This is a genomic window from Streptomyces sp. NPDC034103 (assembly GCF_055575395.1).
Map to the genome: position 1 here is coordinate 104,252 of NZ_JBVISS010000019.1, position 14,292 is coordinate 118,543.

11 protein-coding genes are annotated in these 14,292 nt (G+C 70.6%); 5 read left to right on the top strand and 6 right to left on the bottom strand.

What is annotated here, in order from left to right:
- Position 1 precedes the first annotated feature (1 nt).
- From ACZ56U_RS34955 to ACZ56U_RS34975, 5 genes are all read right to left on the bottom strand, one after another.
- Entirely contained in the window at positions 2 to 994 is a 993-nt protein-coding gene (locus tag ACZ56U_RS34955; protein WP_469087941.1) for a zinc metalloprotease, read from the bottom strand.
- Positions 995 to 1,213: 219 nt separating this feature from the next.
- A complete protein-coding gene (locus tag ACZ56U_RS34960) occupies positions 1,214 to 2,875 on the bottom strand; it encodes an alkaline phosphatase D family protein (RefSeq protein WP_469087942.1) in 1,662 nt (553 codons plus the stop codon).
- 79 nt (positions 2,876 to 2,954) lie between these two features.
- Positions 2,955 to 3,767, bottom strand: a complete 813-nt coding sequence (locus ACZ56U_RS34965) for a DsbA family protein (protein WP_469087943.1) — start codon at positions 3,765 to 3,767, stop codon at positions 2,955 to 2,957.
- Between the two features lie 113 nt (positions 3,768 to 3,880).
- Positions 3,881 to 4,573, bottom strand: coding sequence for a hypothetical protein (locus ACZ56U_RS34970; protein ID WP_469087944.1), 693 nt, complete (start codon positions 4,571 to 4,573; stop codon positions 3,881 to 3,883).
- Between the two features lie 84 nt (positions 4,574 to 4,657).
- Complete coding sequence (locus ACZ56U_RS34975; RefSeq protein ID WP_469087945.1) at positions 4,658 to 6,007, bottom strand: DUF2252 domain-containing protein; 1,350 nt, start codon at positions 6,005 to 6,007, stop codon at positions 4,658 to 4,660.
- 201 nt (positions 6,008 to 6,208) lie between these two features.
- Here ACZ56U_RS34975 and dnaE point away from each other — a divergent pair, with 201 nt between their 5' ends.
- Entirely contained in the window at positions 6,209 to 9,748 is a 3,540-nt protein-coding gene (dnaE, locus tag ACZ56U_RS34980) for a DNA polymerase III subunit alpha (RefSeq protein ID WP_469087946.1), read from the top strand.
- A 155-nt stretch (positions 9,749 to 9,903) separates the two neighbouring features.
- On the opposite strand, the gene ACZ56U_RS34985 is transcribed toward dnaE, so the two are convergent.
- The gene (locus ACZ56U_RS34985; protein ID WP_469087947.1) at positions 9,904 to 10,065 is read right to left on the bottom strand and encodes a hypothetical protein; all 162 of its coding nucleotides are present in this window, start codon (positions 10,063 to 10,065) and stop codon (positions 9,904 to 9,906) included.
- A gap of 225 nt (positions 10,066 to 10,290) precedes the next feature.
- Between ACZ56U_RS34985 and ACZ56U_RS34990 the strand changes: the two genes are divergently transcribed.
- The 4 genes from ACZ56U_RS34990 (at position 10,291) to ACZ56U_RS35005 (ending at position 14,248) form a co-directional block, all read left to right on the top strand.
- Positions 10,291 to 11,505 (top strand): NYN domain-containing protein, encoded by a 1,215-nt coding sequence (locus tag ACZ56U_RS34990; RefSeq protein ID WP_469087948.1) that lies wholly within the window; start codon positions 10,291 to 10,293, stop codon positions 11,503 to 11,505.
- A 107-nt stretch (positions 11,506 to 11,612) separates the two neighbouring features.
- On the top strand, positions 11,613 to 12,587 hold the full coding sequence (locus ACZ56U_RS34995; RefSeq protein ID WP_469088020.1) for an ABC transporter ATP-binding protein: 975 nt from the start codon (positions 11,613 to 11,615) through the stop codon (positions 12,585 to 12,587).
- 133 nt (positions 12,588 to 12,720) lie between these two features.
- Entirely contained in the window at positions 12,721 to 13,542 is an 822-nt protein-coding gene (locus tag ACZ56U_RS35000; RefSeq protein ID WP_469087949.1) for an ABC transporter permease, read from the top strand.
- Positions 13,543 to 13,576: 34 nt separating this feature from the next.
- The gene (locus ACZ56U_RS35005) at positions 13,577 to 14,248 is read left to right on the top strand and encodes an AAA family ATPase (RefSeq protein ID WP_469087950.1); all 672 of its coding nucleotides are present in this window, start codon (positions 13,577 to 13,579) and stop codon (positions 14,246 to 14,248) included.
- Positions 14,249 to 14,292: the final 44 nt, after the last annotated feature.

Consider the following 14,292-nt stretch of genomic DNA (forward strand, 5'->3'; position numbering starts at 1 on the left):
CTCAGCCCGCGGCGCGGTAGGCGGCCCAGTTCTGCTGCATGCGGGTCACCTGGCCGGAGGTGAACTGGTACATGCAGTCGTCGTAGGTGTAGTCCATGAAGTTGTGGATCGGGTCGACGCCCGCCTTGGTGGTGCAGGTGTCGCGGCCGGTCGGGCACTCGTAGGCGGCGCTCTTCTCGGCCGGGGTGTCGTCGACGTAGTCGCCCTTGCCGCTGCAGCCGCCCTGGAAGGTGTGGTAGAGCCCCATCCAGTGGCCGACCTCGTGGGTGGCGGTGTCGCCCTTGTTGTAGTTGGTGGCCGAGCCGCCGGGCAGGGACGTGTCGAGGAGGACGACGCCGTCCATGCTCGGGCTGGACTTGTAGGAGCTGGGGAAGGTGGCCCAGCCGAGGAGGTCGTCGCCGAGGTTGGCGGTGTAGACGTTGAGCGCGTTCGCGCCGCCCTTGCGCAGGGCGGACTTCATCGCCTTCTCCTCCGCGGAGCCGTAACCGACGTTGTACCAGGCCGCGTTGTCGGTGTAGTCGGTGCCGGCCAGGGTGAACTGGTAGCCGGAGTCGACGTTTCCGGTGCCCTGGCCGGCGTAGGCCGCGTTCAGGACGTTCAGCTGGGCGGAGATGTCGGTCGAGGTGAGCTTGCCGGTCGTGCCGTTGTGAACGACGTGGAAGTACACCGGGATGGTCGTCGAGGCGGCCGCGGCGAGGCTGCGGCTGCCGGAGGAGGGCAGCTTGTCGAGCTTGGCGCGCAGCGCGGCGTCCATCGACTGGGCCTTGGCGGCGCTGATCTCGTTGGGTTCGGCGACGTTTCCGCCCCCGTGACTGGGGTGGGCCTCGCGGGCCGCGGCGTGGGTGTCGGTGTCGGCGCAGTCGGCGGCCGGAGCCTGGGCCGCCGCGACACCGGTGGGTGCCGACAGGGGGGTGAGCAGCAAGGTTCCGGCCATGACGGCCGTGCCGAGAAGGCGTCTGCGCGTAGAGGGGGTTATCCGGGCGAGCGCACGCATGCTGACTCCTAGCTGATGCGTTGGGGAGGAGCGGCGCAGGGGTCTTTCCTGGCCACCGCCCGGACATTACGTGTACATGGTCAAAGGCGTGGAGAAACGATTCGGCCAAGAGGGATCTCGAACAGGCAGGCCTGAAATCGGCCACCTCGCCGACCAGGCGGGTGGTGTGTCCGGATTCGGGACACGGGCCGCACCACCCGCCGTTGGCCGGAATTCGACTCACACGGGCCGGTAGGTCCGCTCGACCTTCTGGGTGCCGCTGCGCGTGCGGTACGAACGGGCCCAGGAGGAGGTCGCGTTCGCCTGCGTCTTGTCGGACAGCACGTAGTAGTCCATCTGCGCCCGCTCGGCCGTGATGTCCAGGACGCCGTAGCCGTGCCGGTCCGTGTCGACCCAGTGCACATGCCGGTTGGCGGCCCTGATGACCGGTGCGGCGAGCGCGGAGACCGCGCCCTCGGGGACCTTGAGGATGTCGTCGAGGTTGTCGGAGGTGACCGAGGTGACGACGAACTCCGTGGCGGCCGAGGCGGACAGCGGGTAGGTGCCGGCGTCGACCGGCACGTCGTTGGCCCACGCCATGTGGATGTCGCCGGTCAGGAACACGGTGTTGCGGATCGCGTTGGCGCGCAGATGGGCGAGGAGCTCCCGGCGGTCGTCGGTGTAGCCGTCCCACTGGTCGGTGTTGAGGGCGAGCCCCTCCTTCGGCAGGCCCAGCAGCTCGGCGAGCGGCCTCAGGAGGTCCGCGGACAGCGAGCCGATGGCGAACGGCGAGATCATCACCGAGTTGCCGACCAACCGCCAGGTGGTGTCCGACGACGCCAGCCCCGCCTTCAGCCAGTCGAGCTGGGCGCGGCCGGTGATCGTACGGTCCGGGTCGTCGACCGAGCCGTTGCCGACGGCCACCTGCTGGGAGCGGTACGAGCGCAGGTCCAGCAGCGACAGATCCGCCAGCTTGCCGAAGCGCAGCCGTCGGTAGGTGGTGCCGGCGACCGCGGTGCGCACCGGCATCCACTCGAAGTAGGCCTGCCTGGCGGCGGCCTGACGGGCGGCCCAGGCACCCTCCGCGCCCTCGGTGTGGTTCTCCGCCCCGCCCGACCAGGCGTCGTTGGCGAACTCGTGGTCGTCCCAGATCGCGACGACGGGCGCCACCGCGTGCAGGGCCTGGAGGTCGGGGTCGGTCTTGTACCTGCCGTGCCGGGTGCGGTAGTCGGCCAGCGTGAGGATCTCGTGGGTGGGCGCGTGCGGGCGTACGACGGTGTCGCGGGTGCCGTACTCGCCGGTGCCGTACTCGTAGACGTAGTCGCCCAGGTGCAGCCAGGCATCCAGGTCGCCGCGGGCCGCGAGATGGCGGTACGCGGAGAAGTACCCCGCCTCCCAGTTGGCGCAGGAGACCACGCCGAAGCGGAGGCCCGCGACGGCCGCGTCCACCGCCGGCGCGGTGCGGGTGCGCGCCGCCGGGGAGTCGGTGCCGCCGGCGGAGAACCGGAACCAGTAGTCGGTGGCCGGTTCCAGGCCGCGGACGTCGGCCTTGACGGTGTGGTCGGAGGCGGCGGTCGCCGTGACGGAGCCCTTGGCGACGACGTCGGTGAACGCCTTGTCCCGGGCGACGACCCAGCCCACCTCGGTGTCCGGGCCGAGCCCGGAGCCGGGTATCGCCTCGGCGGTGGGCGTCACCCGGGTCCACAGCAGGACCCCGTCGGGCAGCGGGTCCCCGGAGGCGATCCCGTGCAGGAAGGCGGGGGTGTCGGAGGCGGCCCGGGCCGGCAGCGCGGCGGCGAGCGGACCGGCCAGAACAGCGCCGGCCGCCGCGGCCTTGACGACCGTACGGCGGCGCGGTGACAGGGAGTTGAGATGCTCGGAGGCTCTGAGTCTTCTGGTCACGACCGATCAGGTTACTGAGCGGTATGAGCGAGAGCGGGCGAACCGGCAAAAGTTCGCCCGCTCTTTGTCGGACGGACGGTCAGGCCTTGAGGGCCGCCGTGATCGCCGTGTTGAAGTCGGCCACCGTCATCGGGGCGTTCTTGCCGTCGGGGCCGGTCAGCGCCTTGCCGTCCATCTTCAGGGTCGGGGTGCCCTGGACGCCGCTGTCGTCGAACTTCTCGGACATCTCCAGCGCCCACTTGTCGTAGGTGCCGTTCTTCACGGCGTTCTGGAACGTCTTGTTGTCCTTCAGGGCGTCGACCGTGTTCGCGATCTCGATGAGGTAGGCGTCGTCCTTGAACTTGTCGTCGGACTCCTTGGGGTGCCACTTCGCCGAGTACATCGCGGTCTTGTACTCGAGGAACGCCTCGGGACTGACGTTGAGCGCCGCGCCGAGCGCGCTCAGGCCGTTCTTGGACCCCTCGCCGCCCAGGCCGTTGTCGAGGAAGCTGGCACCGACGAACTCGATCTTGTACGTGCCGTCCTCGACGCCCTTGTCCACCGTGGCGCCGACGGTCTGCTCGAACTGGGCGCAGACGGGGCAGCGCGGGTCCTCGTACATGACGAGGGTCTTCTTGGCGGTGCTCTTGCCGATGGTGACGGTCGTGCCGTTCGCGCCGCTGGTGTGGGCCGGCTTGACGAGCTTGTCCTTCTTGGCGGCCTCCCAGTAGTCCGGCTTGTTGCCCTGGACGACCGCGTAGCCGATGCCGCCGGCTATCGCGAGGACGCCGACGATCGAACAGGCGACGATGACCTGCCGCTTGACCTTGTCGCGCTTGGCCTGGCGCTCGCGCTCCTGGCGCAGCCGCTCGCGGGCCGCCGTCTTCGCCGTCTGGCTGTTCCGCTTGCTCATGGGGGATCTCCGTAAGGGGACGCGCACACCTCGTGTGCGGGATGCCTGGGGTGCGCACCTGGTGCGCGGGGATGCGGAAGAGGGGAACTGGTGGTGCTCGGGGGGCTGTCCGGTCAGGCGACAGCGGCCGGGCACGGCGGTCCACGCCGTCCCAGGGAGTGCACGAGGACCCGGTCCCGGACCAGATGGGTACGGCGACCGGGGTGCCGCGGGACGCGGGCCGCCGGGGTCCGCCGTACCGTCACCGCGGCCACGGCCAGCAGGAGCGGGCGGAACGTGGTCGCCGCCGCCGCGCCGAGCAGCTGGGCCAGGGCCCGTTCGCCGCGGCGCAGCCACCCGGCGGCGAGGAGGCCGACGCCGAGGTGCGCGCCCAGCAGCAGCCAGGCGGCCCACGGGTCGAGGTGGGCGAGGGCGCCCGCGAGGTGGTCGGTGTCGGTGCCGGTCACCCGGGCCAGCGGGCTGCCGACGCTGGCGCCGTCGCCGCAGAACACGTCCCAGCCGACCGAGCGCAGGGGGCCCGTGACCGGGCCGCCCGCGGCGCCGTAGCAGACGTGCTGGCCGGCGGTGAAGACGGTGTCGGCGGCCAGCTCCAGCGGGACGAGCAGGGCGGCGATCCGCCCGAAGCCCCGCTCGCGGCCGGCCAGGGCGTAGGCGAGGACGAACACGACGGCCGCCACCAGGGCCACCGTGGTCAGCGGGAGCGGGACCCGGGACAGCAGCACGTGCGACGCGGTGCTGAGCGTCACGACGAGTGCCGTGAACAGTGCCGCGCGCAGCGCTCGCAGTCGGGTCCCGGATATGTCCATAGCGCAGAGAGTGTGTCACGCGGGCCGGTAAGGGACCCCTAAAGGGTCCCTGTGAGCGGCCCTGTCGTCATCGATCCCCGCCGTCTACAGGCCCGGGATGCGGCCGTTGCGGAACAGGTCCACGAAGATCTGGTGGTCGGCACGCGCGCGTGCGCCGTAGTCGTGCGCGAAGGAGACCAGCAGCTCGCCGAAGCCGTCCTCGTCGGCGGCGATCGCCGCGTCGATGGCCCGCTCGGTGGAGAAGGGCACCAGGGACTCCCCGGACTGGTCGTCCGCCGCCCCGTGCATGGTGGCCGTGGCGCGGCCGAGGTCGGCGACGACCGCCGCGATCTCCTCCGGGTCGTCGATGTCGCCCCAGTTCAGGTCGACCGCGTACGGCGAGACCTCGGCGACCAGCTGGCCCGAGCCGTCCAGCTCGGTCCAGCCCAGCCACGGGTCGGCGTGCTGCTGGAGAGCGCGCTGGGACAGCACCGTGCGGTGGCCCTCGTGCTGGAAGTAGTCGCGGATCGCCGGGTCGGTGATGTGCCGGGAGACCGCCGGGGTCTGGGCCTGCTTGATGTAGATCACCACGTCGTTCTCCAGGGCGTCGCTGTGGCCCTCGAGCAGGATGTTGTACGAGGGCAGCCCCGCCGAGCCGATACCGATGCCGCGACGGCCGACGACGTCCTTGACGCGGTAGGAGTCAGGGCGGGTCAGCGAGGTCTCCGGCAGGGTCTCCAGGTAGCCGTCGAAGGCCGCGAGGACCTTGTAGCGGGTGGCCGCGTCCAGCTCGATGGAGCCGCCGCCGGGCGCGAAGCGGCGCTCGAAGTCGCGGATCTCGGTCATCGAGTCCAGCAGGCCGAAGCGGGTCAGCGCGCGGGCGTCGCGCAGCGCGTCCAGCAGCGGGCCCTCGGCGGTGTCCAGGGTGAAGGGCGGCACCTCGTCGCTCTTGGCGCCGGTGGCCAGGGCGCGGATCCGCTCGCGGTAGGCGGCCCCGTACACCCGCACCAGCTCGGTGATCTGCTCGTCGCTGAGGGCCTTGGCGTACCCGATCAGCGCGATGGAGGCGGAGAAGCGCTTGAGGTCCCAGGTGAAGGGGCCGACATAGGCCTCGTCGAAGTCGTTGACGTTGAAGATCAGCCGGCCGGTGGAATCCATGTACGTGCCGAAGTTCTCGGCGTGCAGGTCGCCGTGGATCCACACGCGCGAGGTGCGCTCGTCCAGGTAGGGGCCGCTCAGTATGTCCCCGCCCGCCCGTCCGACGTTCTCCGCGTCGAGGTCGTGGTAGAAGAGGCACGCCGTCCCGCGGTAGAACGCGAACGCGGAGGCCGCCATCTTGCGGAACTTGACGCGGAACGCGGCCGGGTCGGCGGCCAGGAGCTCGCCGAAGGCGGTGTCGAAGACGGCGAGAATCTCCTCGCCGCGAGGCTCGTCGTTGAGCTGCGGAACCGACATCGCGGGGTGCCTCCTGGTGCATGTGTACGACAGCGTTTCTGTCGTTCGTCCAACGGGCGGGCCCCGGGATAAGTGCCCGCGACCCTCGGTGTGAAGGTACGCGGGGCGGCCCCCGGAGTGTCACTGCCGAGGCATAGACTTCGACGCTGTCCCCAGACTGTCCGACAGCCTGCCGCCGACTGTTTTCCTAGGAGGTCGAACGTGTCAAAGCCGCCGTTCACGCACCTGCACGTCCACACCCAGTACTCCCTGCTGGACGGTGCCGCGCGGCTGAAGGACATGTTCGACGCGTGCAACGAGATGGGCATGACCCACATCGCCATGTCGGACCACGGCAACCTGCACGGGGCGTACGACTTCTTCCACTCCGCGAAGAAGGCAGGCGTCACCCCGATCATCGGCATCGAGGCCTATGTGGCCCCCGAGTCCCGGCGCAACAAGCGCAAGATCCAGTGGGGCCAGCCGCACCAGAAGCGGGACGACGTCTCCGGTTCGGGTGGTTACACGCACAAGACGATCTGGGCGGCGAACTCCACGGGCCTGCACAACCTCTTCCGGCTCTCCTCGGACGCGTACGCCGAGGGCTGGCTGCAGAAGTGGCCCCGGATGGACAAGGAGACCATCTCCCAGTGGTCCGAGGGGCTCATCGCCTCCACCGGCTGCCCCTCGGGCGAGCTCCAGACCCGGCTGCGCCTCGGCCAGTACGACGAGGCGCTGAAGTCGGCCGCCGAGTACCAGGACATCTTCGGCAAGGACCGTTACTTCCTGGAGCTGATGGACCACGGCATCGAGATCGAGCGCCGGGTCCGCGAGGGCCTGCTCGACATCGGCAAGAAGCTCGGCATCCCGCCGCTGGTGACCAACGACTCGCACTACACGTACGCGCACGAGGCGACGGCGCACGACGCGCTGCTGTGCATCCAGACCGGCAAGAACCTCTCCGACCCCGACCGCTTCAAGTTCGACGGCACCGGCTACTACCTGAAGTCCACGGACGAGATGTACGCCATCGACTCCTCGGACGCCTGGCAGGAGGGCTGCCGCAACACCCTCCTGGTGGCCGAGCAGGTCGACACCACCGGCATGTTCGAGGCCAAGAACCTCATGCCGAAGTTCGACATCCCCGAGGGCTACACCGAGGTCACCTGGTTCAAGGAGGAGGTCCGCCGCGGCATGGAGCGCCGCTTCCCGGGCGGCATCCCCGAGGACCGCCAGCGCCAGGTCGAGTACGAGATGGACGTCATCATCCAGATGGGGTTCCCGGGCTACTTCCTCGTCGTCGCCGACTTCATCATGTGGGCCAAGAACAACGGCATCGCGGTCGGCCCCGGCCGAGGCTCCGCGGCCGGTTCGATCGTCGCCTACGCCATGGGCATCACCGACCTCGACCCGATCCCGCACGGCCTGATCTTCGAGCGGTTCCTCAACCCCGAGCGCGTCTCCATGCCCGATGTCGACATCGACTTCGACGAGCGCCGGCGCGTCGAGGTGATCCGGTACGTGACGGAGAAGTACGGCGCCGACAAGGTCGCCATGATCGGCACCTACGGCAAGATCAAGGCCAAGAACGCGATCAAGGACTCCGCGCGCGTGCTGGGCTACCCGTACGCGATGGGCGACCGCATCACCAAGGCGATGCCCGCCGACGTCCTCGGCAAGGGCATCGACCTCAACGGCATCACCGACCCCTCGCACCCCCGCTACTCGGAGGCCGGCGAGGTCCGCGGGATGTACGAGAACGAACCCGACGTGAAGAAGGTCATCGACACCGCCAAGGGCGTCGAGGGCCTGGTCCGGCAGATGGGCGTGCACGCCGCCGGCGTGATCATGTCCAGCGAGACCATCACCGAGCACGTGCCCGTCTGGGTCCGGCACACCGACGGCGTGACCATCACGCAGTGGGACTACCCGAGCTGTGAGTCGCTCGGCCTGCTGAAGATGGACTTCCTCGGCCTGCGCAACCTGACGATCATGGACGACGCCGTCAAGATGGTGAAGTCCAACAAGGGCGTCGACCTGGAGCTGCTGAGCCTCCCGCTGGACGACCCGACGACCTTCGAACTGCTCCAGCGCGGTGAGACCCTCGGCGTCTTCCAGTTCGACGGCGGCCCCATGCGCTCCCTGCTGCGCCTGATGAAGCCCGACAACTTCGAGGACATCTCCGCCGTCTCCGCGCTCTACCGTCCCGGCCCGATGGGCATGGACTCGCACACCAACTACGCGCTGCGCAAGAACAAGCTCCAGGAGATCACCCCCATCCACCCGGAGCTCGAAGAGCCCCTCCGGGAGGTCCTGGACGTCACCTACGGCCTGATCGTCTACCAGGAGCAGGTGCAGAAGGCCGCCCAGATCATCGCCGGTTACTCGCTCGGCGAGGCCGACATCCTGCGCCGCGTGATGGGCAAGAAGAAGCCCGACGAACTGGCGAAGAACTTCACCATCTTCCAGGCCGGCGCCCAGAAGAACGGCTACAGCGAAGAGGCGATCAAGGCCCTCTGGGACGTGCTGGTCCCCTTCGCCGGATACGCGTTCAACAAGGCGCACTCCGCCGCGTACGGACTGGTGTCGTACTGGACCGCCTATCTGAAGGCCAACTACCCGGCCGAGTACATGGCCGCCCTGCTGACCTCGGTCAAGGACGACAAGGACAAGTCGGCCGTCTACCTCAACGAGTGCCGGCGCATGGGCATCAAGGTGCTCCCGCCGAACGTCAACGAGTCGGTGCACAACTTCGCCGCGCAGGGCGACGACGTGATCCTCTTCGGCCTGGAGGCCGTCCGGAACGTCGGTTCCAACGTCGTCGAGTCGATCATCAAGTCCCGCAAGGCCAAGGGGAAGTACGCCTCCTTCCCCGACTACCTCGACAAGGTCGACGCCACCGCCTGCAACAAGCGCACCACCGAGTCGCTGATCAAGGCGGGCGCCTTCGACAGCCTCGGCCACACCCGCAAGGGCCTGACCGCGCACTTCGAGCCGATGATCGACAACGTGGTGGCGGTCAAGCGCAAGGAGGCCGAGGGCCAGTTCGACCTCTTCGGCGGGATGGGCGAGGAGGAGAGCACCGAGCCCGGCTTCGGACTCGACGTGCAGTTCACCGAGGACGAGTGGGACAAGACCTATCTGCTCGCCCAGGAGCGGGAGATGCTCGGCCTGTACGTCTCCGACCACCCGCTCTTCGGGCTGGAGCACGTGCTGTCCGACAAGGCCGACGCGGGCATCGCCCAGCTCACCGGCGGTGAGCACGCCGACGGCGCGGTCGTCACCATCGGCGGCATCATCTCGGGGCTGCAGCGCAAGATGACCAAGCAGGGCAACGCCTGGGCGATCGCCACCGTCGAGGACCTCGCCGGGTCCATCGAGTGCATGTTCTTCCCGGCGACCTACCAGCTCGTCTCGACCCAACTCGTCGAGGACGCCGTGGTGTTCGTCAAGGGCCGCCTCGACAAGCGCGAGGACGTCCCCCGGCTGGTCGCGATGGAGCTCCAGGTCCCCGACCTGTCCCACGCGGGCACCAACGCCCCCGTGGTCCTCACCATCCCGGCGACGCGGGTCACCCCGCCGATGATCAGCCGCCTCGGTGAGATCCTCACCCACCACAAGGGCGAGAGCGAGGTCCGGATCAAGCTCCAGGGTCCGACCAAGACCACCGTCCTGCGCCTGGACCGGCACCGCGTGAAGCCCGACCCGGCGCTCTTCGGCGACCTGAAGGTGCTGCTCGGCCCGTCCTGCCTCGCCGGATAGCCGCACCCGGGAAGCCGGACGACCGCAACCGGGAAGCCGGACGGCCGGACCCGGGAAGCCGGACGGCCGCACCCGCACGTGCAAGAGAGGGCGCGCCCCTGGACCGGGTGCGCCCTCTCTGTGTGCCTGGGTCTCAACAACCCGTTGTGCAGATGTCAGTTGTGACCGAAGCGCTTCTGCTTGCCCTTGCGGGCCATGTCGCCCGGAGTCACCTGGGTCATGCGCTGCTCGCCCTGCGGCTCCATCGAGGACTGCGGGGCCTGCTGACCACGCTCGGACTGCGGCTGCTTACGGTCACGGTTCTTGTTCTTGGCCATGGTGATCTGCCTCCTGTGGGTGATCTAGGGGCCAGAGCCGGGACCAGATTCACATAGCCTGACAATGAGCGCATTTCGGATAATTACCGTCTGTGACAGGGCTCGTCGCCCCCCGAAGCCCCCGAAACGCCACGCCGAAGATCGAGTTCCGGCCGTTAACCCCCGCGCGGTCGGGCAGACTCGAAGGAAGCCTGAACCAAACCGCCTCGGAAGAGGGTGAGTCGCGTGGACCGCTGCATCGTCCTGGTGGACGCCGGGTATCTGCTGGGGGCGGCCGCCAGTCTCCTCGCCGGGGAGCCCTCCCGATCCAGGATCACCGTCGACCACCCCGCCCTGATCCAGGGCCTGCGCGAACGCGCCGAGTCGGACACCGAACGGCCCCTGCTGCGCATCTACTGGTTCGACGGCGCCCCCGACCGCGTCCCGCAGCCCGAGCACCGCCGGCTGCGCGTGATGCCCCGGGTCACCGTCCGGCTCGGCGCCCTCACCCGCAGCGACGGCCGCTGGGCCCAGAAGGGCGTGGACGCGGCCATGCACGCCGAGCTCACCGAGCTGGCCCGCAACCGCGCCTGCTCCGACATCGTCCTGGTCACCGGCGACGGCGATCTGCTGCCGGGCATGATGGCGGCCAAGGAGCACGGCGTCGCCGTACACCTGTGGGCCGTGCAGGCCGCCGACGGGGACTACAACCAGTCCGAGGACCTGGTCGCCGAGGCCGACGAACGGCGCGTGCTGGACCGCACCTGGATCACCAAGGCCGTACGCGCCAAGGAGCTCGGCGGGATCTGCGCGCCGCAGCCCGTGCCACGGCCCGAGATCGCCGCGATCCTGTCCGCGCCGCTGCCCGAGTCCGCGCTCGCCGCGGCCGCCGAGCGATCCGGCGAGGAGGGCGAGCACACCACCGCGGCCACCTCGGAGAACGGCACCCAGGAGCGGGTGCCCGCGCCCAAGGGCGTGCCCACCCCCAAGGACCTCGCCGCGCTGCGCGCCCCCGGTGTCCAGCAGCCCCAGCACCCCGCCAACGCCACCCTGCGCTGGTCCTCCGACAAGGGCTGGGTCGACCGTCCCGGTGTCGTCGAGCCCCCCGAGGTCTCCTCCATGCCCACCCTCGCCCAGCTGACCAGCGCCGAACAGCGCTGGGCGGACCGCGAGGAGGACATCACCACGGTCGGCGGCGACCCCTTCGAGGTCGGGCAGGTCTTCGCGCGGCGCTGGATGGAGCGGCTCGGCGACCCGAGCCACCTTCAGAAGCTGTCCGGCATGTATCCGCGCGTGCCGCACCGCATCGACGGCGAGCTGCTGCGCTACGCCGCCCGCTTCGGTCTGCTCGCCCACAAGGACGACCAGATCGACGAGCACGACCGTTACGCCATCCGTGCCGGGTTCTGGCGTGAGATCGACGTACGCACCGACGCCCAGCACGCGCCCGTGGGGGAGTGAAACGGCACATACGCCGCCCCCAAGGGCGAGCGGGGCCGGCCGACCCCGTACCCTCGTCCCTTGTGAGTACGCGCGCGGCACAGGCACTTCGGCACGGTGACGATGTCGTGTGCGCGGTGCGCGGACTGACCAAGACCTATCCGGCGGTGCGCGGCCGGCGCGGGGTCCCCGCCACCCCCGAGGTGCGGGCCACCGACGACGTACGGCTCGACATCCGGCGCGGTGAGATCTTCGGACTGCTCGGCCCGAACGGCGCCGGCAAGTCCACCCTCGTACGCCAGCTCACCGGCCTGATGCGGCCCGACCGGGGCAGCGTCGAGATCCTCGGCCACGACATCGTGCGGCACCCGGAGCGGGCCGCGCGGATCCTCGCCTATCTCGGTCAGGAGTCCACCGCCCTCGACGATCTCACCGTCTCCCTCGCCGCCGAGACCACCGGGCGGCTGCGCGGCCTTCAGGCGCGGGCCGCGCGGGCCGAGCGGGACGCCGTCCTCGACGAACTGGGGCTCACCCCGCTCGCCGGGCGGGCGATCAGGAAGCTGTCCGGCGGTCAGCGGCGCCTGGCGTGCTTCGCGGCCGCCCTGGTCGGGGAGCGGCCGCTGCTGGTCCTCGACGAGCCGACCACCGCGATGGACCCCGTGGCGCGCCGGGCGGTCTGGTCCGCGGTGGACCGGCGGCGGGCGGAGCGCGGGGCGACCGTGCTGCTCGTCACCCACAACGTCATCGAGGCCGAGACCGTCCTCGACCGGGTCGCCGTCCTCGACCAGGGCCGCGTGATCGCCTGTGACACCCCCGTCGGGCTCAAGGAGCGGGTCGCCGGGGAGGTCCGGGTCGACCTGGTGTGGCGCGAGACCGCGCCGCTGCACGTTCCCGAGGTCGCGGCCCTCCAGGACCGGGCCGTCGCCTCCGGGCGCCGCTGGACGCTGCGGCTCGCCCCCGAGGAGGCCCGCACGGTCGTCGCGACCGTGACCGGCGGGGCCGCCTTCGCCGCGCTGGACGACTTCACGCTGGCCACGCCGAGCCTGGAGGACGTCTATCTGGCGCTGGGCGGGGCGGCGCAGCAGGGGCTGGTGAAGGCGTGAGGGAGCCGCGGGACCTCGAGCCGGGCTCGAACGCTGTGCGGGACCTCGAGCCGGGCTTGAGCGCACGGGCCGTAGCATCCGTACGGAAGGCGAACGCCGCAGTGAACCCGTTTGTGAGAGGGAGCAGCGCCACGTGAGTGTCGTACCCGCCGAGGTTCTGCCGGGCGGCGCCCTGGCCGTCGAGGAGACGGCCCGCGGCGCGGCCGAGCTCGGGCCGCGCGCGCGGCTGTGGCCGTCGCTCGCGGCCGTGTACCGGGCACAGCTGTCCCGGGCGCGGGTCGCGCGGATCCCGCTGCTGTTCGTGGCGACCTTCCAGTCGGTCGGGATCATGATCCTGATGCGCGGGGTCGTGGACGGCGGGGCCGAGGCGCAGGCCGTCGTCGCGGGCTCGTCGGTGCTCGTCGTGGCCTTCGTCGCGCTGAACCTGCTCGCCCAGTACTTCGGGCAGCTGCGGGCCAACGGAGGGCTGGACCACTACGCCACGCTGCCGGTGCCGCCGGCCGCCGTCGTGCTCGGGGCGGCGGGGGCCTACGCCTCCTTCACCGTGCCCGGGACCGTGGTGACCGCGGTGTTCGGGTGCGCGCTGTTCGGGCTTCCGCTGGCGCATCTGTGGGTGCTGGTCGCGGTGATCCCGCTGGCGGGCGCGGCACTGGCCGGGCTCGGGGCGGCCTTCGGGCTGCTCGCGCCGCGGCCGGAACTGGCGACCGTGCTCGGTCAGTTGGGCATGTCCGCGGCGCTGCTGCTCGGGGTGCTGCCCGCCGACCGGATGCCGCAGGCGCTGCGCTTCCTGCGCGACCTGCTGCCGTCCACGTACGGCGTGGAGGCCTTCGCGCGGACCTTCGGACCGCATCCGGACTGGGCGTTCGTGCTCGGTGACCTCGCCGTGTGCGCGGTGGTCGGGGTCGTGTCGCTGGCCGTGGCCACCTGGGCGTACCGTCGGGCGGCCGTCCGGTGACGCGCCGCACACAGGCGCCTGGCACGATGTCAGGGTGACCGCACCGTTGACTCCGCCCCCGCCCCCGCACGAACCGTCCTCGCACGCCGCGTGGCAGTCTCCTGCCGCGGCGTACGTGGCTCCCGCGCCTCACGAGACCGTGTACGACGGTCCCGGAATGGCGACCGAGGTGCGTGAGGCCGCGGTCGTCACCGTCGCAATGGCGCTCGCCGGGGCGCTGCTCGGGGTGCTGTGGTGGTGGCTGGCTCCGCATGTCCCGCTGGTCGGGGACATCGTCGACGAGAAGTGGGTCGTCTACCTCGGGGACAGCGAGGGGGAGCAGGCGATCGGCGTCGACGGAACGTTCACTCTGCTGGGACTGGCGTTCGGCGCGGTCAGCGCGCTCGTGGTGTTCCTGCTGCGTCGGCGCGGCGGTGTCCCGCTGGTGGTGGCGCTCGGTGCGGGCGGACTGCTCGGCTCGCTGCTGGCGTGGCGGGTCGGGATCTGGCTCGGTCCCGCACAGGACGTGATCGCCCACGCCAAGTCCGTGGGCAAGGGGGTCACCTTCTCGGCGCCGCTGAAGCTGGAGGCGTACGGGGCCTGGCTGGCGTGGCCGCTGGCGGCGCTGGTGGTCCACCTGGGACTCACCGGACTGTTCGGGCCCCGGGACCCCGACCCGTACCAGCAGCAGGGGCCGTACGGGCCTCCTGGGGCGCCGTCGGCGTAGGGCCGGGCCAGGGCCGGGCTGTGCGCGCCCTGGGGCGCCGTCGG